Origin of the sequence: Rhizobium sp. AN6A, assembly GCF_900215635.1 — a bacterium.
GTDB lineage: Bacteria > Pseudomonadota > Alphaproteobacteria > Rhizobiales > Rhizobiaceae > Agrobacterium > Agrobacterium tumefaciens.
In genome coordinates this window covers 1,838,676-1,862,334 of record NZ_OCNC01000003.1, presented here as the reverse complement: position 1 = coordinate 1,862,334, position 23,659 = coordinate 1,838,676, and the positions used below count along the sequence as shown (strand labels likewise).

At 55.9% G+C, this 23,659-nt stretch carries 16 protein-coding genes; 11 read left to right on the top strand and 5 right to left on the bottom strand.

Annotated elements, in window-relative coordinates; translation table 11 throughout:
• Positions 1–20 precede the first annotated feature (20 nt).
• Positions 21–4,304, bottom strand: a complete 4,284-nt coding sequence (locus CRO62_RS12405; RefSeq protein ID WP_097100345.1) for a CheR family methyltransferase — start codon at positions 4,302–4,304, stop codon at positions 21–23.
• A 786-nt stretch (positions 4,305–5,090) separates the two neighbouring features.
• Between CRO62_RS12405 and CRO62_RS12400 the strand changes: the two genes are divergently transcribed.
• The 4 genes from CRO62_RS12400 (at position 5,091) to CRO62_RS12385 (ending at position 9,982) form a co-directional block, all read left to right on the top strand.
• Positions 5,091–5,819, top strand: coding sequence for a LuxR C-terminal-related transcriptional regulator (locus CRO62_RS12400; protein ID WP_003517620.1), 729 nt, complete (start codon positions 5,091–5,093; stop codon positions 5,817–5,819).
• Positions 5,820–6,033: 214 nt separating this feature from the next.
• The gene (locus tag CRO62_RS12395; protein WP_097100344.1) at positions 6,034–7,437 is read left to right on the top strand and encodes a glutamate-1-semialdehyde 2,1-aminomutase; all 1,404 of its coding nucleotides are present in this window, start codon (positions 6,034–6,036) and stop codon (positions 7,435–7,437) included.
• Positions 7,438–7,554: 117 nt separating this feature from the next.
• A complete protein-coding gene (locus tag CRO62_RS12390) occupies positions 7,555–8,625 on the top strand; it encodes an NAD-dependent epimerase/dehydratase family protein (protein ID WP_097100343.1) in 1,071 nt (356 codons plus the stop codon).
• A gap of 13 nt (positions 8,626–8,638) precedes the next feature.
• Complete coding sequence (locus CRO62_RS12385) at positions 8,639–9,982, top strand: DUF4910 domain-containing protein (RefSeq protein ID WP_097100342.1); 1,344 nt, start codon at positions 8,639–8,641, stop codon at positions 9,980–9,982.
• Between the two features lie 4 nt (positions 9,983–9,986).
• Here CRO62_RS12385 and rfbC read toward each other — a convergent pair whose 3' ends face one another.
• Positions 9,987–10,514, bottom strand: a complete 528-nt coding sequence (rfbC, locus tag CRO62_RS12380) for a dTDP-4-dehydrorhamnose 3,5-epimerase (RefSeq protein WP_097100341.1) — start codon at positions 10,512–10,514, stop codon at positions 9,987–9,989.
• Positions 10,515–10,822: 308 nt separating this feature from the next.
• On the opposite strand from rfbC, the gene CRO62_RS12375 reads away from it, so the two are divergent.
• The 7 genes from CRO62_RS12375 (at position 10,823) to CRO62_RS12345 (ending at position 18,371) form a co-directional block, all read left to right on the top strand.
• Positions 10,823–12,115, top strand: a complete 1,293-nt coding sequence (locus CRO62_RS12375) for a class I SAM-dependent methyltransferase (RefSeq protein ID WP_097100340.1) — start codon at positions 10,823–10,825, stop codon at positions 12,113–12,115.
• On the top strand, positions 12,112–12,924 hold the full coding sequence (locus tag CRO62_RS12370) for a glucose-1-phosphate cytidylyltransferase (protein WP_097100339.1): 813 nt from the start codon (positions 12,112–12,114) through the stop codon (positions 12,922–12,924). Before CRO62_RS12375 ends, CRO62_RS12370 begins: the two co-directional genes overlap by 4 nt.
• Positions 12,921–13,574, top strand: a complete 654-nt coding sequence (locus CRO62_RS12365; protein WP_026330955.1) for a PIG-L deacetylase family protein — start codon at positions 12,921–12,923, stop codon at positions 13,572–13,574. Before CRO62_RS12370 ends, CRO62_RS12365 begins: the two co-directional genes overlap by 4 nt.
• A gap of 86 nt (positions 13,575–13,660) precedes the next feature.
• The gene (locus tag CRO62_RS12360) at positions 13,661–14,371 is read left to right on the top strand and encodes a helix-turn-helix transcriptional regulator (RefSeq protein WP_003517638.1); all 711 of its coding nucleotides are present in this window, start codon (positions 13,661–13,663) and stop codon (positions 14,369–14,371) included.
• A 54-nt stretch (positions 14,372–14,425) separates the two neighbouring features.
• On the top strand, positions 14,426–16,588 hold the full coding sequence (locus CRO62_RS12355; RefSeq protein ID WP_097100338.1) for a GumC family protein: 2,163 nt from the start codon (positions 14,426–14,428) through the stop codon (positions 16,586–16,588).
• 3 nt (positions 16,589–16,591) lie between these two features.
• Positions 16,592–17,851 (top strand): polysaccharide biosynthesis/export family protein, encoded by a 1,260-nt coding sequence (locus tag CRO62_RS12350; RefSeq protein ID WP_097100337.1) that lies wholly within the window; start codon positions 16,592–16,594, stop codon positions 17,849–17,851.
• Between the two features lie 223 nt (positions 17,852–18,074).
• Positions 18,075–18,371 carry a hypothetical protein gene (locus tag CRO62_RS12345; protein ID WP_003517645.1) on the top strand — a complete coding sequence of 99 codons (297 nt, stop codon included), beginning with the start codon at positions 18,075–18,077 and terminating at the stop codon, positions 18,369–18,371.
• Between the two features lie 593 nt (positions 18,372–18,964).
• Here CRO62_RS12345 and CRO62_RS12340 read toward each other — a convergent pair.
• The 3 genes from CRO62_RS12340 to gmd form a co-directional block, all read right to left on the bottom strand.
• Complete coding sequence (locus tag CRO62_RS12340) at positions 18,965–21,220, bottom strand: glycoside hydrolase family 28 protein (RefSeq protein WP_323455487.1); 2,256 nt, start codon at positions 21,218–21,220, stop codon at positions 18,965–18,967.
• A gap of 164 nt (positions 21,221–21,384) precedes the next feature.
• Complete coding sequence (locus tag CRO62_RS12335; RefSeq protein ID WP_179783931.1) at positions 21,385–22,380, bottom strand: GDP-L-fucose synthase family protein; 996 nt, start codon at positions 22,378–22,380, stop codon at positions 21,385–21,387.
• The gene (gene gmd / locus CRO62_RS12330) at positions 22,364–23,434 is read right to left on the bottom strand and encodes a GDP-mannose 4,6-dehydratase (protein ID WP_097100336.1); all 1,071 of its coding nucleotides are present in this window, start codon (positions 23,432–23,434) and stop codon (positions 22,364–22,366) included. The genes CRO62_RS12335 and gmd overlap by 17 nt, the downstream gene beginning before the upstream one ends.
• Between the last annotated feature and the right edge of the window lie 225 nt (positions 23,435–23,659).

Here is a 23,659-nt window from a genome sequence, read left to right as displayed (position 1 = left end):
AAATTTTCGATGATGACGGCCTATTCTTCGGCATTCAGGACAAGCCGCAACAGCGCCGGCAACGAAGCGGATTTCGTTCGGCGCATGATTGATGCGCGATGGTTCTCGACAGTGCGCTGACTAAGCTTCAAATCGGCTGCAATAACCTTGTTGGCCTGCCCCTGAACAATCCGGTCAAGGATCTGGCGTTGCTTGCGAGTAAGCGTTGCCAGCGTGGCACGAGCCGTTTCACGCCGCTCTTCGCGCTCGTTTGCATCACGCGATCGCTCGAGGGCCGATTGCACGCTCCGATATATTTCCTGGTAAGAAAACGGCTTCTCGATGAAATCGGCCGCTCCATATCGCATCGCATTGATTGCCATACGGACATCGCTGCGACCCGTGATCACAATCACCGGAAACCGATGATGTTTTTCTTTCAGCAAACGCAGCAACTCCATGCCGACCATGCCCGGCAGATACGCATCGACAAGCAGACAACCTGATCTTTCCGGCTGGTAATCTGCAAGATACTCTTCTGCCGATACATAGGTTGCAACCGTCCAGCCTTCTCCTTCGAAAAGAGCGCGCAAATTGTCCCTGATGTCCTGTTGGTCGTCGATGACTTCGATGAGCCGACCCGTCATCGGCCTCATGTATTCGGGTTCGCTTATGTGCACTACCCTCTCGTCGGTTTGGCGAACAACCAGGGTCTCGACGACCTGCACGACGTCCTTGAGTTTCGCCGGCTTGTGCAGATACGGAATTTCGTGCTGTGCAAAAGCCCTCAGGGCCTTGCTTGAAATATCGCCTGTGAGAATGAGCGCCGGAACATTTCGGCGGAGTGCTTGCCGGATATCTCCAATCGCAGCTATGCCATTCCCGCCGGTAGGGAGATTGTAGTCTGCGAGAATGACGTCGGGCGTGAACTGCAATCCTCGAACAATCGCGAGTGCCTCAGCAGCCGTAGAGGTCGCAGCCACCACATATCCAGTCTGCTCAAGTCCCATCTTGAGCAGATCACGCATGCCGTTTTCGTCTTCTATGATCAGAACCGACGCCCACGAAAGGGCAGCCGCTTGGTTCGAATGGTCATCCACTGGCGCAGGAAGTGGTACAAGCGGCTCACCTGCCGGTGCGTGATCGATCTCGATCATGAATGCCGAACCTTTATGCAGTCGTGACTGCACTACTACCCTTAGTTCGAGAAGCTCGCTGAGCCGCTTGACGATCGACAATCCCAGCCCCAAACCACGGTCTTCCGTTCCAGCAGGCGCATCGAGCTGGAGGTATTCCTGAAAAACATCCTCGATATGGTTTTCGGGAATGCCGATGCCAGTGTCCCACACTTCGAAGCGAACCTTCGTACCGCGCCGGCGACAACCGACCAGAATTTTGCCGCTCGTCGTATATTTCAGCGCATTGGACAGAAGGTTGCGAACGATCTGCTCGAACAGACGCGGATCGGTGCGAACGGCAAGGCTGGACGGCACGACATGGAGTTGCAGCCCGGCGGCCTGAGCGGGGTAGTAAAATTCCTTGAAGAGCCTTCCCAGAAGATCGCCTATTGCAAAGCTCACGATCTGAGGTTCCACCATACCCGCTTCGATCTGGTTGATGTCGAGAACGGAGTTGAGTATTCCCAACATCGACGACAGCGTCTCCTCCATCCTCTGAACGAAAGTGCGCGCCTGGCCTTCGCCCACGCTCTTTTCCAAAAGCCCCTGCAACAGCTTCAAGGTTTGCAGCGGCTGACGCAGATCGTGGCTTGCCGCAGACAGGAACTGCGACTTTGCCTCAGTCGCCCGCTCGGCGGATTTCTTTGCAGCCTCCCTGCTTTCCGCAACCTGTTTCTGGGCGCTCATATCGATGAATGTGATAACGACCCCGTCGACGGTCCCGCTCTCGCCGCGATAGGGTTTGACGCGGCGGACATACCAGCGGCCGTCAGGTCCTCCTATCTCCCTGTCGATCGTATTGCCGTCCTGGAGGGTCGCCATCGCATCGGCTTGAAGCGTAATGTCGCCGTCAAAGCCGCTAAGGTCCGAGAGGGGGCGGCCGACATCGGACGATATAATCTTGAATACTGACCGGGTGGCTGGTGTGAAAAACCGTATACGAAGACTGGCGTCCAGAAAGAGCGTCGGGACATCGGTGCTGTACAAGACGTTTTGCAGATCGTTGGAAACTGCACGCTGACGCTCCAGTGCTTCGTGCAATTGATTGTTGAGGGCTGTCAGCTCTTCATTGAGGGATTGCAGCTCCTCTTTCGAAGTAACGAGTTCCTCATTCGTCGACTGATACTCTTCATTCAGAGACAGTGCTTCGGCGGTGATCTGCTTCTGTTCTTCGCTGGCAATTTCCAGATTGCGTATGGCGCCCTGCAATTCCGCCCGTGTCTCCTCCAGTTCGAATTCCAGCTCGGTAATGGGCGACGCATCTGTCGTCGATGATTTCTGCGATCGGACAACCCTGTTGGCCTGCGCAGCATCTTCCACGAAACATATGAGGAACAGCTCTTCACCCTGACTGAACAGCGGTTCGACGTGAATGCTGAACTCGATATGCGCGCCGTTGCTGTCGAGTTTTGCATTCTTGGCTACGAATGGCTTCTGATCCCGGGTCGCACGGTGGATCGCAGACCTGATCTTATTATGGATCGCCTTCGGTGTCATGGCGAACAGATCATGCGATGCCGGGCCTGAAGCGATCCGCAGGAACCTTGCTGTCGGGCCGATGGAGTAAAGATATTCATACTTTCGATTGACGAGGATCGCGGCGGGCACGTAGCTACCCAGCAGAACCTGGGCAACCGCGTCGGCAAGCGCACTGTGCCTCGAAGCTGAAGTCACCTTTCCTAGCGAAGAGGGAATTCTGACATTTCCACCCGGAGCCACGCCGAAATTAAGATCACCGAAAACCGGCGGCCCGATACGCCGATATACCCGTTCGGTTTCCGAAATCAGCTTGAAACGGTCATCCATTCCGCCAACGGTTTCGGATTTTCCGACCAGTAAAATGCCGTTCTCCCGCAAGGCGAACCTGAAAAGCGACAAAACCTTGGCTTGGGCGTCCGCTTCAAGGTAAATCAACAAGTTGCGGCATGAAATCAGATCGATCCGTGAGAACGGTGGGTCGCTCAGGACATTCTGCACGGTGAATACCACCGCCCCACGCAGTTGCGCCGTCACGGTGTATCCGTTGTCATCCCTTACGAAATATTTTTCCAGCAAGTCCGTCGGCAGCGATTTGGTCGCCTCATGTGAATAATGTCCGTCTCTGGCAATTGCGACCGCCTCGCCATCGGCGTCCGAGGCAAACATCTGAAACTGGAGACGAAGGCCCATGGACTGAATGAGCTCGAGGAAGAGAATAGCCAGAGAATATGCTTCTTCCCCCGTGCTGCATCCAGCGACCCAGACCCGCACTGCCCCGTGAGCCGCTTTTGCGTGGAGAATATCCGGAATAATGGTATCGCGTAGAAAGTCGAACACCTTCCCGTCGCGGAAGAAGCTGGTGACGTTGATCAGAAGATCCCTGACGAGATTTTGCCGCTCTTCTTCGCTGTTTTCGAGCATCTCAAGATATCGGTCAATCTCCTCGATCTCGATACCGAGAACCGCAATGCGTTTTTCGACACGGCGCTGCAGCGTTCCATGTTTATAGGCCGAAAAATCATTCGCTGTGGAAACCCTCAATATCTCGATGATCCGGCCCAGCTGGGGCATTTGGCGCACCATCGAGTGATCGGCTCGAAGCCGCGACAACAGCGCAATATGTTTGGCGATGGCCGCAGGCATCTTTTCGACCGGTAAAACCGTAGCGCCAATGCCCAGCGAAATAACACTTTCGGGCATGCCGCCAAACTGTGCCTCTTGAGGCTCCTGGACCAGAACAAGTCCCTTGAAATCCCTGATCTGCTGGACGCCGGATGAGCCATCTGACCCCGTGCCGGACAGGACAGCTGCTATCGCCCACGGTCCAAATTCCTTGGCCATAGAACCCAGGAGAAAATCAAACGGCAGAGGTGCCTCATGCAGTTCCCGCCGGGGCGACAGATATATCCTTCCTCCGTCAACCGACATCAGGAATTTTGGTGGAATGACGTAGACGTGCTCGGGCTCTATCAAGGCAAGGTTGACAGCCTCCGTTACGACCATATTCGTTTCGCTCGCCAGAAGTTCTGCGAGCATGCTTTCATGCGACCGGTCAAGATGCTGAACGAGAAGAAACGCACAGCCGGTTTTTTCAGGCAACGCTTTGAGCAGGGCTCTGAACGCATTCAGTCCTCCCGATGAAGCTCCAACGCCGACAATCGGGAACATCCTAACAGGACTTGCTTCCTGTGATCCGGACATCGGACCGGTGTCTACCTCGAAAGTAGAAGGAACCTTGTTACTATCCGCGCCGCGTTCCGCCATATTCACTCTCGTTAAAATTGACGCGCATTCCAAATAGAGATCGACCCTTACGAAGCGTCAGGCGTTGTGGGTCAACAAGTCTTGAAAGCAGCCATCAAGGCCTTGAGATCATTCGTCAGGGATACATAGTCACCAAGCCCCGTCACATGCGGGGTGCAGCGCGTCCGATTGTCGTGAGGTGCAATTTCAAAATGCGATTAACACGCATAAGTTGCTGACATCGCAAACAAAAGCACGAATGGAGGATGATAAATCAATCCGGCCGCGATTATAATTCATCCATTATAGTTAGTGGTGTCACGCAAAACATGATGATGGCCTGAAAGAATTATATTTCAACAGTTCTGGCGTGTCTGGTTGTCTGCCCACATCATGCCAGATTGAACGCCACATCGAAATCTCAATCAAAAGTGAGTAATTTCCGAACCTTTTCCAGTTGCGATACTCCATTGTAGGATGCTGGAGTCGAAATTCGGGTAGTGCCACGTCTGTTGATTTCTGGCCGATTTTAAATTCCGAAAAATCCAGACCGCAATAGAGTCGCTTCCGAAGTTCTGATTGATGACGGCGTTCCGGGTTGCATTACCTCAAACGTCCGTTGTGCCGAATCTTAGAAAGAAACTCTTCGGTTGCGTCTCTGCCAAGCCAGACAGATCCGCAAAGCACTCTTTAGCGCGGATAGGACATAACATGCTGACATCAGTTCCCAACAACGGACATAGCCAATTCTCATCAAATTTCCATGTGGTTGCGCATTCGAAACCTATGGAAACTTCGGTTAGAAAGCTGGCGATCATCGACGACCGCGCGCTCGACCGTGAGTGTCTGGCTCAGAGCCTGATCGCATACGGCCTTGATATGGAAGTCGAGTTGTTTTCATCACTCGACGACTGGAGACATGCTCCAAACGGCCAGCATAGCGGCATCCTGGTCAACGTCGGTCGCAGCGATTTTTGCGATGACGTATCCCTTCATGAGTTGCGGGAATTCATTGCCGACTTCCCTTATCTGCCGGTCGTCATTCTTGCGGAAAACCGCGATCTGCGTCAGGTCATGAGGGCGTTCGACGCGGGAGTTCGTGGATACATCTCCTCGTCGATAGGACTGGCGGTGTGCGTGGGCGCCATCTCACTTGCATTGGCGGGCGGCGCTTTCGTATCAGCTGAAAATCTGAGCGATCTCAGGCAGTTGCTCGTGGTTGCGGAAGACAAGGAACGTCAGCGCACGGCCATGTTCACCCAACGTGAGGTCGATGTCATCAACGCCTTGACGCAAGGCAAGCCAAACAAGATCATCGCTTATGAACTCAATCTTCGTGAAAGCACCGTAAAGGTACATATTCGCAATATCATGAAGAAAGTCGACGCCAAAAACAGAACGGAAGTGATCTTTAAAATATCCGATCTCTTCAAAAACTAGTCATGTGTCGTGCAGTGAACCTGTTGTAAATTCATAATTGCCTGCGGGTGTCGGGCCCCGCACGATGCAAACGCATCGGAGCGATTATGACAAGAAGGTTGTACATCTCCTCTAAGCCTTTCGGCTAGCATTCCAAGCATAAAGACGGGGTAACGGCCACCGAGCCGGATACGGTAATCTCTGGTCATTGGACATATGGACCCGGGATTTCGCTATGCAAACTTTCGTCGAAAATTTCGAAAACTCGGATCGACTGCGCCTGCGCTCCCGCAACATCATACCGGGCGGCGCACATACCTATGCAAAGGGTGACGACCAGTACCCTGTCCTGTCTCCCGGCTTCATTGAAAGGGGATATGGCTGTCATGTCTGGGATGTCGATGGAAATGAATATATCGAGTACGGCATGGGCAACAGGGCTGTCGGCCTTGGCCATGCCTATGCCGACATCGTAGAGGCGGCGCGTGCGGAACTATACCGCGGCTGCAATTTCACGCGCCCGTCAAAGATCGAGGTGGATTGCGCATCGACCTTTCTCGATACGATCCAGACGGCCGAAATGGTCAAATTCTGCAAGAACGGTTCCGATGCGACATCCGCCGCGATACGACTTGCACGGGCTGTTACCGGCCGTGACCTGATCGCGCGCTGCAGCGACCACCCCTTTTTCTCCACCGACGACTGGTTCATCGGAACAACGGAGATGAATGCGGGCATTCCTCAGGCGATCCAGAATCTGGTCCTTGGCTTCAGCTATAATGATCTGGCGAGTGCGCGCAGTCTGTTTGACCGCTTTCCAGGCCGCATAGCCGCCTTCATTCTGGAGCCGTCGCGCGGTGATCCGCCTCGGGACCAGTTTCTTCACAAACTCCAGAATCTTTGCCACGAAAACGGCGCGCTTTTTATTCTCGACGAAATGATCACCGGCTTCCGCTGGGATGCTGGTGGAGCGCAGAAGACATACGATATCGTCCCCGATCTATCCTGTTTCGGCAAAGCGCTGGGCAATGGCTTTTCGATTTCCGCACTTGCCGGCAAGCGTGAGTTCATGGAACGAGGCGGTATCGATCAAATCGATGCCCCCCGCGTCTTCCTGCTTTCGACGACGCATGGCGCGGAAACGCATGCGATGGCGGCGGCCATCGCAACCATGAAGGTTTACACGCAGGAACCCGTGGTCCCACATCTGGTCCGACAGGGAAATTCGCTGCGCGCCGCCATCAGCCAGATCGCAATTGCGCACGGGCTCGATTCCTACTTCGGCATCCAGGGCCATTCTGCCTGCCTCAGCTACTTCACGCTGGACCAGACCGGAAAGCCGTCTCAGGCTTTTCGCTCGCTGTTTCTGCAGGAAACCATCCGTCGCGGCCTTCTCGCACCGTCTCTCGTTGTAAGCTACACGCATGAGGACGAGGATATAGCCAAAACGCTCGACGCCATCGATGGAGCGCTCGTCGTCTACCGTAAAGCGCTGGAATACGGCGTCGACAAATTCCTGACAGGACGCCCATCCGATGTCGTCTTCCGGCGTTTCAACGGCAACGCGCAGCATCAGGCCAGCCATGGGTTGGTCATGGCCGACATGCCCGAATTATCGGAAAGCATCCGAAAGCCTTAACCGGCCGGGGCACCTAGACCGTTCGCATTATCGATACAGCCGCTTTGCGCGGTGCATCGATCTAGCCTGAAAAGATACGCTCGTTGCGATCGAAAATAGATTTTGAGGGGAAATTTCATGCACGTTCTAGTCACCGGGCATCGCGGATACATCGGCTCCGTCATGGTACCCATCCTGCGCAAGGCGGGTCACGAAGTACACGGTTATGACACTGAATTCTACCATCGCTGCGCTTATGTTCCAGGCGGACCTTTGCCGCAGGTCCCCGGCGTATGCAAGGACATCCGCGATATCCAGCCTTCGGATATGGAAGGTTTCGACGCTGTCATTCATCTTGCGGCGCTGTCCAACGATCCGCTGAGCAATCTCAATCCGGAAATTACCTATGAGATCAATTACCGCGGCAGCGTTCGGGCAGCGCGAGCCGCAAAGCAGGCAGGCGTCAAGCGTTTCATCTTCGCCTCGTCGTGCAGCAACTACGGCGCCGCTGGCGAAGGACTGGTCAACGAGACGGCCGAGCTGAAACCGGTATCGGCCTACGGCACGTCGAAGGTCTTGGCGGAGCGGGAGATTGCAAGCCTCGCGAGCCCCGGCTTCTCACCGGTCTATATGCGTCCGGCAACAGCATATGGCCTTTCGCCCATGCTGCGTTTCGATATCGTACTCAACAACCTGACCGCTTGGGCGGTGACGGAAGGACTGATCCTCCTGAAATCCGACGGATCGCCATGGCGCCCAATCGTTCACATCGAGGATATTTCGCGCGCCTTTCTGGCTGCGCTCGAAGCGCCGACCGATGCCATACACAATCAGGCTTTCAACGTCGGACAGGATGCGCACAACTATCAGATCCGGGAGATTGCCGAAATCGTCGCTCTCACGGTGCCCGGATGCCGGCTGCAATATGCGAGCGATGCAAGCCCCGATACCCGTTCCTACCGCGTCGACTTTGGCAAGATCGCCCGTGCGCTTCCGGCGTTCAAACCGACATGGACGGCGGCCGCAGGTGCCGAGCAACTCTACCGGGCCTACAAGAGCGCCGGCCTGACAATGGCCGAATTCGAGGGACCGCACTATCAGCGGATCGGCCAACTCCAGAAGCTGATCGGCGACAAGGATATCGACATCAACCTGCGCCGCCCCATGACCGCGCCGCGCCAGAACGCCGATATCGCGGCATCGGTTTAAACAGGAGGCCCGGATGGGCAAGATCGAGCCTGGTGCAAAGCTGACAGGCAATGCATGGAGAGAGGCAGGTATCGGCCAGACTATTCATGATCTGGCTTCCCGCCTCTTTCCGATCTGCCGCAGCATCACCGGCAAAGGCGTGCGCGACACCATCGATATCCTTAAAGACTATATCGATATCGAGCAGCGCGCCGTCCCAAGCGGGACGCGGGTTTTCGACTGGACGGTGCCCCAGGAATGGAACGTCCGGGACGCCTATGTGAAGAACGCGGCGGGACGCAAGGTGATCGATTTTCGAATGTCGAACCTGCATCTCATGAGCTACAGCATCCCTCAACGTCGCATGATGCCGCTGGCCGAACTGCAAGCGCATATCTACACCTTGCCGGCACAACCCGATCTCATTCCTTACAAAACAGCCTATTACACGGATGCCTGGGGCTTTTGCATGTCGCATCATGAATTCCTCAAGCTAGAGGAAGGCGACTATGAAGTCGTCATCGACACCGAAAAGGCGTCAGGCAATCTGTATTACGGCGAATATCTGCATATCGGACAAAGCACCAAAGAGGTGCTTCTCTTCGCGCATATCTGTCACCCGTCGCTCGCAAACGACAATTGTTCCGGCCTTGCATTGCTGACGTGTCTTGCTGCAGGCCTGAAAAGCAGGTCCACATATTACAGCTACAGGTTCGTCTTCGCACCCGGAACGATCGGCTCCCTGTCATGGCTTGCGCAGAACGAAGACGGGATATCGAACATTGCGCATGGTCTTGTGGTTTCGTGCATTGGTGACGGGGGCGGGCCGAACTACAAGCGCAGCCGCAGGGGAGATGCACTGGTCGACCGGATCGCCGCCTGCACCCGCTGCGGAGAGGATCGCAAACATCTGGCAATCGCCGACTTCATTCCCTACGGCTATGACGAGCGCCAATTCTGTTCGCCGGGCTTCAACCTGCCGGTCGGACTGCTGCAGAGAAGCGCTTTCGGAACCTTTCCGGAATACCACACCTCGGCCGACAATCTCGACTTCATCGAGCCCAAACATCTCGACTCATCCTTTTGGATGATCATGGACATGATCGATGCTCTCGAAGAAAACTGGACGCCGTTGAACCTTCGGCCCAAGGGTGAGCCACAGCTGGGGAAATACGGGCTTTTTCCTGCGATAGGCGGCCATAAGACGAATGACGACCGTACCATGGCCTATCTATGGATACTCAACCTCGCCGATGGAACCAACTCGCTACTGGATATCGCCGAAAGGTCTAAAATGCCGTTTGTCGATATTGCGAGCGCTGCCGGCAGGCTGCTCGAGGCGGGCCTTGTCTCGAACCTCGGTTTCCTGACGCGCTAGACCTTCATTGCAAAGCGGGCCAACCGAGGTCCTTTTCCGATATGACCGAGGGTGGCGCCGGCCATTCTACACCTATCGCGGGCTCGTCATAACGGATCCCTGCCGCACTTGCCTCGGCATAGGGCACCGAAATCAGATAGGACACAGCAACGTCGTCGCTGAGCGACTGGAAGCCGTGTGCAAAACCCTCGGGAATGTAGAACTGCGCGCCATTGTCGGCCGACAGCACCGTGCCAACCCATTGCAGATAGGTCGGCGAGCCGCGGCGCAGATCGACGGCGACATCCCAGATAGATCCTTTGACGCAGGAAACCAGCTTTGTCTCCTGATGCGGCGGTCGCTGGAAATGCAGCCCTCGAACGGTGTGTTTAAGCTTTGATAGAGAAAGGCTGTGCTGACTGAAGTCCGATACCAGCGCGTTGCTCTCAAATTCGCGCTTGCAGAACGTCCTGGCAAAAGAGCCGCGACTGTCCCGCACAGGCACCGTACTGACGACCCAGAGCCCCTCGATTTTCGTCTTCTCAAACAGCATTCGGCGCTCCTGATGCAACCCCGTATTCAAGAAGAATTCTCCGCCATTTCAGCGGCTCCGGAATACACCCATAGGCAGCACCATACCTTGAAGGCGGGCTGGCAAATAAGTCACCCTTTCGGTTGCGGAAACCAGCCGCCGGAAGCGAATTTTAGCGAATTCCAATATAACCCTACGGCTTATGGATGACGTTTTCGAGCCGAATGCAGTATCGTCACCCACCCTGATCCATAGTATTTTTTCCAGTTAATAAAAGAATTTTCTGAAATTCACTCGAAGACAATGCGATGAAATCAGGGGGGCGTCAGATGAATAATGAGGCAGTTTTTTCTGCAAGACTGAGCTCGACGCATCACGTCGGGCTTTGCCGTCTTTGCAGCTCGCCATTGGTGCATACCTTCGTCGATCTTGGAATGTCTCCGCCCTGCGAAAGCTTCGTCGCAGCTGACGCAGCCAACGACGTCGAGCCGTTTTATCCGCTCCACGCATTCGTTTGCGACGAATGCTTCCTTGTCCAGCTTCAGGAATATGTAGCGCCCGAGAATATTTTCACGGAGTACGCGTATTTCTCCTCGTTCTCGGACAGTTGGGTCGCTCACGCAAAGCGGTACTGCGACATGGTCATCGAGCGCTTCGCGCTTGGCGAATCCAGTTTCGTTGTCGAGCTTGCCAGCAACGACGGTTACCTGCTGCAGCATTTCCTGACCAGCAACATCCCGATGCTCGGAATTGAACCGGCGGTGAACGTCGCAAAGGTGGCGATCGGCAAAGGTATTCCGACACTCACGGAATTTTTCAACGAGGCTCTGGCAACCGATATGGCGGCCAGGGGACAAAAAGCCGATCTCATCATCGGCAACAATGTCCTCGCACAGGTGCCTGATATCAACGATTTCGTTGCCGGCATGAAAGCCCTGCTCAAGCCTGAAGGCGTCATCACCCTTGAGTTCCCGCATATCGAAAAGCTCATCGAAGAGAACCAGTTTGACACCATCTATCACGAGCACTTTTCCTACTTCTCATTGCTGACCATAGAAAAAATGGCGCGCCGTCATGGGCTCAAGGTTTTCGATGTCGAAGAGATCCCCACACATGGCGGTTCGCTGCGGGTCTTTTTCTCGCACGAGGACAGCAATTTTCCGCGTGAAGCCCGCGTGGATAGCCTCCTGGAACGGGAGCTGAATGCCGGGCTCGACAGAATAGAGACCTATACGGCCTTCTCCGAAGCCGTGCGCCAGACAAAGCGAAACCTGCTGTCTTTCCTCATCCGCCTCAAGGAGATGCGCAAATCGATCTGCGCCTATGGCGCACCGGGAAAGGGCAACACTCTGCTGAATTATTGCGGTATCGGCACCGATTTCATCGATTTTGCAGTCGATCGCAACCCTTACAAACATGGTCGCCTCACGCCGGGAATGCATATCCCGATCCGCCCCGTCAGCGAAATCCAGCGCATAAAACCGGACTACGTTCTCATTCTCCCCTGGAACCTGAAGACTGAGATCGTTGCACAAATGAACGACATCAGAAATTGGGGCGGGAAATTCATCGTTCCAATTCCCGACATATCCATCATTGATCCGAAGGAGTTGGTACAATGAAGGTCGTCTTGTTCTGCGGTGGCAGGGGTACCCGCATCAGGGAATATTCCGAAAGCGTACCGAAACCGCTGATCCCGCTCGGGTCTCAACCGATCATGCGGCATGTCATGCAATATTACGCCCGTTTCGGGCATGAGGACTTCATCCTCTGCCTTGGCTACAAGGCGCATGTCATAAAAGAATTCTTCCTGAACAGCCGGCCGGAAAGCTATGCCGACTGCGTCATCTCGAGCCCCGGACGCGTGGAGTTGCTCGAGGAACTGCCGAGGGACTGGCGGGTATCCCTGATCGATACGGGGATATGGCGCAATATAGGCGAACGTCTCTGGGCCGTACGTCATCATCTCAAGGGCGAGAAGATGTTCCTTGCCAATTATAGCGACGGCCTGACCGACGTCGATCTCGACGACATGATTGCCCAATTCGAAAAGAGCGACAAGCTCGCCTGTTTTCTGGCTGTCAGACCGCCCCTCACCTACCACCTGGCGGAAATCGACGAGAGCGGAAGGGTCCGGGAATTTCGGTCGTCGGAAACATCCGATATGTGGATCAACGGCGGCTACTTCCTGATGCGGCCGGAAATTTTCGACTACATGCGCGAGGGTGAAGAACTCGTCCTGGAACCGTTCTCGAGGTTGATTTCCGAAGACAAATTGATGGCCTACAAACACGAGGGTTTCTGGCGGTCAATGGATACGCTGCGCGACTGGCAGACGTTGGAGGCGATGGTCGAGCGTGGTGACATGCCATGGATTGGAGACGATGGGTCAATTGCACGCAAGTCGTCAAACACGAAGCTGCTGCCATGAAAAACATGTCCCTCGCCTCCGCCGGTGATCGCCTGTCGATCCTTTGTCTAGGAGCTCACTCCGACGACATTGAGATCGGCGTCGGAGGCACGGTCCTCAGTCTGCTTTCAAAGGGCGTATTGCTTGATGTCTATTGGTGTGTCCTCAGTGCCGGCAACGAGCGGGCCCTGGAGGCACGCAGTTCCGCCGAAGCTTTTCTTGCAAAAGCAGCATCCTACTCAATTGAGCTGGCATCGTTTCAGGACAGCTACTTTCCCTCGCAGAGCCGCGAGATCAAGTCATGGCTGCTGACATTGCGCGACAAAGTCAGCCCCGACGTCATATTCACGCATAGCCGCGAGGACGCGCATCAGGATCACCGCGAAATCAACAGGCTCACATCCAACATCTTCAGAAATCACCTGATCATGGAATACGAAATCCCAAAATGGGATGGCGATTTCGGCAGACGAAACGCCTACGTGCCGTTGAGCGAAGACGCGATGAACATGAAGGTGGAGCTTCTCTTGCAGCATTTTGGAACACAGAGATCCAAGGACTGGTTCGATGCGGATACATTTCGCGGCCTGGCGCGGCTGCGGGGGATGGAGTGCCGTGCGCCTACACGTTTTGCGGAAGCCTTTACCGTTAGAAAGCTGACGTTCGCCTGAAACAGGCGAAAGCCTGTTGACGGTACGAAATCGACGTTTTTCGGAAATTAAAAGAAACCAAAAACAATACAGGGGGCATTTTCGTCATGATCCATAACCACATCTCCGAGAACCCGCCGGAAGGCGCACCGCATCCGCAGGCCGCATCAAGTGCGGCTGGCTATATCGGCATCATAGATCGTCGCATGCTCGAGCGGGAATGCCTCGCCCATAGTCTCAACTATCAATATGCGGACAGGCGCATCCTGACCTTCTCCAATCTCGGCGAATGGCAACAGGCACGCGCGGAAATCGGCATGCCTGCGGCAGTTCTGGTCAGTGCCTGGCCTGGTCCGTCGGCAGAGACGAACCGCGAGCTTGCGGAGATTGTCGCTGCGGTTTCGCCGGCCGCCGTCGTCGTGCTCTCCGACGATCAGGATATCAATACCATCCTTGATACGATCGCTCTTGGCGTGCGCGGGTATATATCGAGCTCCGTCAGCGTCGATGTCTGCGTCCAGGCGATCAGTCTTGCAATCGCGGGCGGCCGTTTCATACCGGCCAGCAGCGTCATGAACATGAAAAGTCTGTTCGGCCTGACGGCACACGCGGCCATACCGCCGATGAAATTTACAAGCCGTCAATCGGCTATCGCGGAGGCCCTGCGGTGCGGAAAGGCGAACAAGGATATCGCTCTGGAACTGAACCTCTGCGAAAGCACCATCAAGGTGCATATCCGCAATATCATGAAGAAGCTTGGGGCAACCAACCGCACGGAAGTTGCCTGCAAGATCGGCGACATGGCGTACGAGCGCTAAGCACACGCCAGTCACCGACCGCTACCGAATGCCCCGCTTACAGCAGGAACCGTCATGATCCAGTCGTCATCATCTCCGGGTGAGCAGGAAGGTATTTCCCGCTTCATATCCATCCTGCGGGAGCGGCGCAGAGCCGTCTTCATCTGCTTTCTCGCCAGTTTCACAATCGCGGCAATCGGCTATGCGCGAACTCCGATCCGTTACAAGGCCGAGGCGACCCTTGCACTTGATGTCCGCAAGCTTCAGGCGCTCCCCACCGAATCCGTGGTGTCTCCGCTGCCTCAGGAAAGCCCGGTGCTTCGAACCGAACTCGATATCATCGGGTCGAGGTCCATGGCCGAACGGGTTCTCGTCATCCTGCAAAAAGATCGCCTGCTCGAAGGGCGGCAAACCAAAGCCGACCGGGCGACCACCGACGCGATCGTGCTTGGCAATGACGCCGAGACATCGAAAATGATCGATGACCTCATGACCAATGTTCGTGTGATGAATGATGGCCGGTCGTACACGATTTACATCTCCTATTATGCCGGCGATCCGGCGCTTGCCGCAAAAGTCGCCAATGCCTTCGGGGAAGCCTATATCGACTACCAGATCGACCTCCAGACAACAGCAACCCGGCGTGTGAGCGCGTGGCTCGGGGAGCGGCTGGTCAGTCTGCGGACGGAACTCGAGGAGTCCGAACGCCAGGCGTCGCAATTTCGCGAAAAATCCGGATTGATAGACACTGGTGGTCTTCCGCTGCAGTCGCAGCGTCTTTCAAGTCTTAATGTCGAGCTGACGACGCTACAGGCCAAACTGGCGGGGTCAAGGGCGCGCCTGGCCACAGCGCTCGAACTGCAGAAAAACGGCGATGGGCTCGGGATCACCGAAGTTCTGTCCTCACCATCGATCCAGCTTTTAAGGGCCGAGCAGGCAAGGGTCATCAGAGCCATTGCCCAGATCGATGAAAGCGGCGCCGTCATGAGTCCGGAGCGTCCGCAGTTATCCTCCCAGCTCAGTTCACTCAACAAGCAGATCGATTCAGAGATCGCGCAGATCATCGCTGCCTTGCGAAACGAGATCGAGGTCAACGAAAAACAGCGGCAAGAAGTCGAGGCCAGCCTCAATGATGTGCAACGCGCCATTTCCACGACGGATATGGCAATGGTTCAATCCGGGCAACTTGACCGGGAAGCAGCAGCGAACCGCTCGATCTACGAGACATACCTCGCACGCTACAAGCAGACCATCGAACAGGACGGTATCGCAACTGCCGAGGCGCGGATCATATCGAGCGCCATGCCGTCCCGTAAACCGACCAGTCCTGACGAGCGTCTGTGGGGTCTGGTTGCGCTTCTTCTCGGTTGCAGCACCGGCTTGGCGGCAGCTTTTATCCTGAACTTTACGGACCGGTCCGTTGGCTCCATCACGTCTCTTCAGCAGAAAACCGGACTGAACGTCATCGGGCGCATTCCACGCATTTCCTTCGGAGAGTTCCAGAACAAGCCCGGGAAATTCAGCAGCGGCGCGGCGGATTTCTACAGCGCGTTTGCCGACCTTCAGACCCACATACAGTTGGCCGAGAGCAAGGCGAAAGTGATCGCCTTCACCTCTTCGGCCGATGGGGAAGGCAAGACGTTCGTGATTGCCAACCTTGCCAGATCTCTTGCCATGAGCGGCGTTAATCTGCTGCTGATCGATGCCAATCTGCGGAACCCGGCTCTCGGGGGGGAATTTGATGTGGGATCGACATTGCATGTTGCCCAGGCGGTCAGCCGCGAGGTGTCCCTGGACGACGTCATGCAACGCGATCAGGCCTCCGGGGTCGACATCATCGTCGCCGAGAAAAGCGACCTGCCGCCAAATCTTGTTCTCGGAAGCAAGCGCTTCGCCGGCCTGATTGCAGAGGCGAGACAGCGATACGAACTGGTATTGATCGAGGCCCCATCCGTTGCCCATGACCTCGACCTGTTGCGGATCGCCAGTCTGTCGGACGCCGTATCCTTTGTGGTCCGACAGGACGTCGCCGATGGCACGGGCATGAAAAATGCCGTCATCAAGCTGCGGGTCGCGGGCCGGCCGATCACGGGCATTATCCTCAACGGAATACGACGCCCGAGAAAGCGTCAACCCCCGGTCTGGCCGAGGATTTTCCGGGACTGGAATACTCATTTCAAGCTGCGGAAACGGGCGACCGGCCTGCGCCCCCCGGCTGTCGTCCATAGCGAGAGGTGAAACATGCGCTTCGTGACAAGGTCCAAGGGCTTTTCCCTGATGATGGCCAGCACCACCTTTCTGTCTCTGGCCGTTTGCCAATTACCGGCCGCTGCAGATGGCACCAACTACAAGGTCGCTACCGGCGACGTCTTGACGATCTCCGTCTATGGCGACCCGGGCCTGACCGGCCTCTTCCCAGTCAGTGCAGATGGAACGATCGGTTATCCGCTTCTTGGCAACGTCAACGTGGTCGACCAGACGGTGAACGAAATCGGTTCGCGGATCAGCCGCGATCTGGCAAGCCATGTGGCAAACCGCTCCGTTGCCGTCGCGGTCAAGGAATATGCTCCGATCTTCGTTGTCGGCGACGTCCAGAAGCCGGGAAAATATGAATATCGTCCCGGCATGATCGTGCTTGAACTCTTCGCACTCGGCGGAGGATTGCGCGAATCGAATGCACAGAGGGATACCTCGGGCATACAGTTGATCGCTGCCCAGCAGGAATATGAAGATATGTCGATGCAACTCCTGTCGCAGGATATCCGGCGCGTCCGGCTGGAAGCGGAACTGAACGACACCGAATTCGAATATAGGGGCGACGAAATCGGACTTGTCCGGGATCGCACCGCACTGGAGAAGATCGTAGAATCTGAAAAAAGTCTGTTTCGCCTTCGCCTCTCGGCGCAGCAGGACGAAAAGACCAACCTCGAGGTCCAGCGACAGAACTTCATTCAGGAAATAGATACGCTCCAGAAAAGCAACGTCATGCGCACCCAGCAACTTGAGTTGCTTGACATGGACGTCAACGCCTCGAAGGAACTTGTCACGCGCGGTGCAGCCTCCGAATCTGCCCTGAGAGAGCGCAAGCGCGAACTGCTGTCCATGAACCAGCAGGTGCTGGAATCGACATCGTTCCTGGCGCGCGCGCAACAAAACAAGAGCGAAGTGGAGCGGCGTATTCTGGAGCTGAAGAGCAAAAGGCACAATGACGCCGCGACCGAACTGCGGGAGACCTCCCTGGACATCATGCGTTTGAAGAAAAAGCTGGCCTTCAGCCTTCAATCCATGGCCGAGATCGGCTCGGCGGCGCGGCGGGTTTCCAGCCTTGAGGACATGATCCAGACCAAATTCTTCATCGTGCGTCAGGTTGCAGGCACATATCGCGAAACAGCTGCGGACGAGCATACGCAGGTCCGCGCTGGGGACGTCGTCCGCGTCCGCCTGTCGGTATCCGGCAGAGATCCGGTTTCGGCAGCGGTCGTCACAGGAAGCGTCAACTAGAAAGACGAGCGTTTCTGATGCCCCTGCTTGAGCGGCCCTGCAAAGCAGCTACCGCTTTTGGAGAGCTATAGCACCAGCGCGCAATTTGCTATCCTGAATAGTGCCCTCCAACAGTCTTGTAGGCCCGCACCAATCAAAAGAGCTTGCCGGCGTTCCGATCGGTAGGCTCCTTATTTCCTCCAGAGAACAGAAACAATCGGCACAAGTGTCGGGGGAGACGGAGATGGAATCTGCGATCGTTCCGGTTGGTTATCACATGGTCAGGCAGCGTGCCGTCATCATCTTGAACGGCGAAAGAGGGCTGCAGCCCGTCCATGTGACTCAAGATGCCCTGAACGACATTCAGTCCCCACCGCAGTGCGATGCGCAACGTCTGGCGCAATTCGTCGATGTGTTTGCGACGATAGCGACATCCAAAATCGAGAAGGGAATGTTTGCGTTCGATGGACAGATCTGGATCACGGCGACCGACGTCCGAGCCTGGCTCAATATGGCGACGGAAACCGGACCGGCCAAGTGACGTCTCTCAAACCCTAACGCTTTTATCCTTTTACGTTACCCAAAGCGCGAAAATTTGACAGACAGCAGATGGATGGATGTGGACCCTACCGCTTATAGCCAGATTGAACCGAAGCGATAAAAGCGGTTTGTAAGAGTAACCCGTCGCCCCCTGATACTTTGGCGGGTCCCTGGTAACCGGGGTTTACCTGGTAACTGGGAGGGCTCGCTCGTTCAACCGGGCGAGCCTATTTGCGTTCTGCACAAACCATCACCAACGCCGCGCAAATCTTGTCGTGCCGACGGGTTCAGATTGAAATTTGCAGGAATATTACCCCAGTCAAACTGGAACCACAGACCGCTCGCCACTCATGGAGTAACGAACGATCCGTCGGTCCCCTCGCCTGAAATGAAAACCGCCGAGCCAGAATTTCAATGGCCCGTGGTATTGCATGGCCTTGATTTATTGAGCCATATTCGCCACTTTCCGGCAGCTCGTCAATTCACCGCAGATACGTCATTAGAGGTAGTTTGCCGGGATTTTCGCAGGAATCGACTCCGGTTCAATCAGGTGTTGGCCTTGCAGCATTGGAGGACGATTTAACGGTGCCGGCCTCAGGGCCCCCGTTTCCCGTTGCAAAGCCGCTCCATGTGGAGCCGACATTTACCCAGCTGTTCTGCGGATGCATCGTCACGAAACCCGCACTTTGAACGGGCCCTGGCGTTCCTCGGGTAAAATGATTGTCGTAGAGCACCGTGTTGATCCGCCTTGAGCGTTCGGGCCGGTCCGGCCTTGAAGCTGCCGTCATGCGTCCACATGAGTTTGTAGGCATCTACGAAGCCGTAACGGACGTTGGCGAAGGTATTTCCATCGAAGACCGTCCCATTATAGTCGGCGCCGGGATGGTTCCAGGTTTCATATTCGACGCCGATATAGGCGATATCCGTAAACCGGTTCCTGCGATAAATATTCCCCAAACCGCCCCAGATGCCGGCAACCCCGGAATCCGCGAATGTCGTGCCGACATAGAGGCCGCTGTTGCTGCGTGTCACACTATTGTTGGAATATTGCAGGAAATACGGGCTAAGTCCCCGCGTCGAGTCCAGCGCAACCGTCATCATGCCGTGTCGCATCTGAGAGATGCGGTTGCTGTCGACCACCACGTCGTAGACGTTGCCGTAGAGAAGAACGCCGGTGGAATCGGAATCATGCTCCGCATAGCTTGACCTGCCATCGAACACATTATCGTATATCACGGCTCTCGATGCGGTCGCTGCCAGAGCAAAACGGCTCGTTCGATCCGGCACGACATTCCAGGGTTGCTCGAGCAGAACGACAGAACCGTCCGTCGATGCGATGTGACGGTGTTGCCCGGCACCTCGCCCGCCAACGATGACGAGATCGAAACCGCCCGGCGTGGCATCCCCCAGATCCGACAGGGACTTGAAGGTAACCGAGTTCGAGGAAGCGCGGACGAAATCGTTTTTAAGCTTGCTCCCGACGATCTCGAAGCAGATCTGTTCGCCCTTGTTGCAATCGACCTTGGTGCAGTCGTGGGGCGCGGCGTTTCGCGAGATGTTTTTCTCAAAATAGAGGTTTCGCATGCTCCCGAAATGCGCCTGGGCAACAAAAAAACGTCCGATGCCATGACCGTCGTCGCGGCTTTCATCCGCATTTGTCAGCTCGTTGCCCGTCATGGCGAAATCGCGCCCACCCCATAGCGCGACGACGGATTCGCCGTAACCCGTCATCCGGAACCGGTTGTTGGAGAAAAACACCTGCCGGCTCGCGCCGTAAAAGGATCCGTTCTCGATCAGCTCGGACGCATGCACAAAAAGCCCTACGGTGTCCTGGGCATCGAACGCCGGCACGCCCCAGGCGTCGATGCGTACGGAATCCAGCCGTGTGTTTTTGGTGTTGCGCAAAGCAAGAAGAGGTTTACCGGCAATGTTGCGGTTGGCATTGAGGGTCAGGTTTCCGAACCGGGTGTCGTCGCCATTAACGACAACCATGCTCTGATCAATCCCTTGGTTCAGCCTGATCTCCGTTTTATTCACCCCTTCCCCGAACCACGCCACATTGGCGGGCGCAATCAAAGGCTTTGTCACGAGATAAATCCCGGCGGGGAAATACAAAACCGATGGCGCCGTTGCGGCCGCGGCGTCGAGCGCGCGCAAAATGGCTGCGGTGTCGTCGGTCATGCCATCGCCCGTTGCACCGAACTGCCTGGCATCGACGCGCTTTTTATCCTGCCCCGCCCATGGCGATTGCGACAGGACGTCAAGTGTCAGCGGACCGCTCCAGCCGAAGCGGCCGCCATGGGTATTGTGAACCCACACCTCATAATTGCCCGGTGGCAGAGTCGGCACCTCGAAATCGACCTTGAAGGGGTTGACGGAAATTACCGGAACATACCAGCCGGCGACAGCGACCGGCTTGATATAGAGATAGGATTGGCTGGTCCCGTTGGACCGCGAAAGGTTGCGTCCATAGACCGAGACGATCGCTCCCGGCGCTGCGGCATCCGGCCCGATCCACCAGCTTTCCGTGCGATTGATCGCAAAGCTGCGTCCTTGAACAGTGCCCCGCCGGGGCCTGATCAGGTAGGTGGACCATGAAGGAAGCGTGGCTGGCAGCAGCGTCGTCGCCGCCGTCGCGTCAGCCGTCAGCGGCGCCACTGGCGTCACCACGCCCTCCGCGGCACCGGGGTGTTGCGAAAAGACTTCGAAACCCGTTCGTCTATCGAGATCGACGCCGGTCATCGAGACAACCTCGCCAGCGCCCGCCGTTCTCGAAATCTCCGCGATTGCCGGACCCTTGCCGCCTACCTCTATCCACGGCGGATTGAAGGCATCCGCATCATCCGGCAATCGTGGTTCTGGAACAGGTATCGGGAAACCGAACTGCCGTGGATCAGGTTGGCTGCCTTGCTCTTGCCCTCCCCGCACCGCAGGCTGCCCGGCAAACGAGAGACCTGAAAATGCGAGCGCAAGGGCGGCAAGCAAAACCGATGATATCAGGGAATTTGATGATCTCATCTTGCCGCTTGTCGTAACATATCCGATTGCAGCGACTTCGGGTGTCGCCACCACTCATACAAATCCTGAATTCCGTATCTGAGTTCGACCGTCGAGTTCCAGCCAAGCGCATTGAGCCGCGAGCAATCGAGCAGCTTTCTGGGGGCTCCATCCGGTTTGCTGGTGTCAAAAACGATCTGCCCATCGTAGCCGACGATACCCGCAATCAGATGGGCGAGATTGCGGATGGATATCTCCCGCCCCGAGCCGATGTTGATCAGCGGAAAATGCGCAGATGATTTCATGAGGAAGCAACAGGCATCCGCCAGATCGTCCACATGGAGAAACTCACGCAAAGGACTGCCCGTACCCCATAGAACAATCTTGTTCTGACCGCTGATTTTCGCTTCATGCATTCTCCTGATCATCGCAGGAATGACGTGTGAGCTTTGCGAATCGAAATTGTCGTTCAGCCCATAAATATTGGTCGGCATGACGGAGACGCAATTCAGGCCGTACTGACTGGAATAGAATTGGGAAAGCTTGAGCGCCGCGATCTTCGCAATCGCGTAGGCCTCGTTGGTCGGCTCCAGCGGACCTGTCAAAAGGGCATTTTCCGTGATCGGTTGTGCTGCGAATTTCGGATAGATGCAGCTAGATCCCATCCAGAGAAGCTTTTCGACACCGATATCGGCAGCCGATTTCATGATATTCATCGAAATGAGCGTGTTGGTGTAAAGAAAGTCCGCCGGATAGGCCGCATTTGCTGCGATGCCTCCGACCTTGGCGGCAGCGACAAAAATGACCTCCGGTCTTGCCGCCGCCATCCATTGCTCCGTCTCGTACTGTCGGGTCAGATCAAGCTCGCTGCGAGAGACCTTGAGAATTTCGCAATTCTCGCGCTCCAGACGTCGCACGAGTGCCGAGCCGACCATTCCGGTATGGCCGGCAACCCAGACGCGCTTGCCATTCAAGCTGAACGGGATTTCTTGCGATTTATGCGACAAATTCATTTCTTCCCTCTTCCAACATCACGAGGCGAAGATCCGCTTCGACCATTTCCTGAACGAGGTCGCAAAAGGAAGTCGAGTGGCTCCAGTGGAGTTTCCTGCGCGCCTTACTGGGGTCGCCGAGAAGAAAATCCACTTCCGCCGGACGAAAATATCTGGGATCGATTTCGATGATCGTATTGCCGGTTTTGGCGTCGTATCCCACTTCGTCACTGCCATCGCCGTTCCACTCGATGGTCTTGCCGACCACGCCGAAAGCAAGCTCAACGAATTCCCGCACCGTATGTGCCTCGCCGGTTGCGAGCACATAGTCCTCGGGTATTTCCTGCTGCACGATGCGCCACATGCCTTCAACATAATCGCGCGCATGCCCCCAGTCTCTCTTTGCGTCGAGATTGCCAAGACGCAGCTTGCTCATGAGACCGCGTTCGATGGCGGCAACGCCGCGCGTGATTTTCCGCGTGACGAATGTCTCCCCGCGAATCGGGCTCTCATGGTTGAAGAGAATGCCGTTGGATGCGTGAAAGCCGTAACTTTCCCGGTAATTGACCGTCATCCAGTATGCGTAGAGTTTTGCCGCAGCATAGGGGCTTCTCGGATAGAACGGTGTACCCTCGTGCTGGGCAACAGTGCCCATCCCCCCGAACAGCTCCGATGTGGACGCCTGATAAAACCGGCAACGGTCGCCGAGGTTCAAAATGCGCATGGCTTCAAGCAGCCTCAGCGTGCCAAGCGCATCCGCATTTGCCGTATATTCCGGCGTCTCGAAGCTGACCTGGACATGGCTTTGGGCGCCGAGATTATAGATCTCGTCGGGCTGGACCTCCTGAATGACCCGGCACAGGTTCGTGGCGTCCGTGAGGTCACCGAAGTGAAGACGAAAGCGAAGGTTTTCCTCGAAGGGATCTTGATAAAGATGATCGATCCGGCCGGTATTGAATGAGGAAGACCGCCTTTTCAGGCCGTGCACGATATATCCCTTGGCAAGCAGCAATTCACTGAGATAAGCGCCGTCCTGCCCGGTTACGCCGATAATCAAGGCTCTCTTGTCTACCATCCACCACATCTCCCAGCGGTTCCGGCCCCGGATGGCGCCTCCCTGAAAGGTATAACGAGGCCCTGCGCATCGGCAGCATACCAAAAGGGAGAGGACGGCCGGTCAGAACTGGCTGATTCACCGTCCACCACCTCGATATCTGCCTTTAAGAGGAGGCAGGGTGGGTATTCCTGCTTCCGACTTAAGCCTTTTGGTCGAGTTGCAGGTCACGCAGGCCGTGCCAGA

Bases quoted from the DNA above. Each gene is read 5' to 3' on its own strand.
- CRO62_RS12405 (WP_097100345.1), bottom strand. From the start codon at position 4,304: ATGTTCCCGATTGTCGGCGTTGGAGCTTCATCGGGAGGACTGAATGCG.
- CRO62_RS12400 (WP_003517620.1), top strand. From the start codon at position 5,091: ATGCTGACATCAGTTCCCAACAACGGACATAGCCAATTCTCATCAAAT.
- CRO62_RS12395 (WP_097100344.1), top strand. From the start codon at position 6,034: ATGCAAACTTTCGTCGAAAATTTCGAAAACTCGGATCGACTGCGCCTG.
- CRO62_RS12390 (WP_097100343.1), top strand. From the start codon at position 7,555: ATGCACGTTCTAGTCACCGGGCATCGCGGATACATCGGCTCCGTCATG.
- CRO62_RS12385 (WP_097100342.1), top strand. From the start codon at position 8,639: ATGGGCAAGATCGAGCCTGGTGCAAAGCTGACAGGCAATGCATGGAGA.
- rfbC (WP_097100341.1), bottom strand. From the start codon at position 10,514: ATGCTGTTTGAGAAGACGAAAATCGAGGGGCTCTGGGTCGTCAGTACG.
- CRO62_RS12375 (WP_097100340.1), top strand. From the start codon at position 10,823: ATGAATAATGAGGCAGTTTTTTCTGCAAGACTGAGCTCGACGCATCAC.
- CRO62_RS12370 (WP_097100339.1), top strand. From the start codon at position 12,112: ATGAAGGTCGTCTTGTTCTGCGGTGGCAGGGGTACCCGCATCAGGGAA.
- CRO62_RS12365 (WP_026330955.1), top strand. From the start codon at position 12,921: ATGAAAAACATGTCCCTCGCCTCCGCCGGTGATCGCCTGTCGATCCTT.
- CRO62_RS12360 (WP_003517638.1), top strand. From the start codon at position 13,661: ATGATCCATAACCACATCTCCGAGAACCCGCCGGAAGGCGCACCGCAT.
- CRO62_RS12355 (WP_097100338.1), top strand. From the start codon at position 14,426: ATGATCCAGTCGTCATCATCTCCGGGTGAGCAGGAAGGTATTTCCCGC.
- CRO62_RS12350 (WP_097100337.1), top strand. From the start codon at position 16,592: ATGCGCTTCGTGACAAGGTCCAAGGGCTTTTCCCTGATGATGGCCAGC.
- CRO62_RS12345 (WP_003517645.1), top strand. From the start codon at position 18,075: ATGGAATCTGCGATCGTTCCGGTTGGTTATCACATGGTCAGGCAGCGT.
- CRO62_RS12335 (WP_179783931.1), bottom strand. From the start codon at position 22,380: ATGAATTTGTCGCATAAATCGCAAGAAATCCCGTTCAGCTTGAATGGC.
- gmd (WP_097100336.1), bottom strand. From the start codon at position 23,434: ATGGTAGACAAGAGAGCCTTGATTATCGGCGTAACCGGGCAGGACGGC.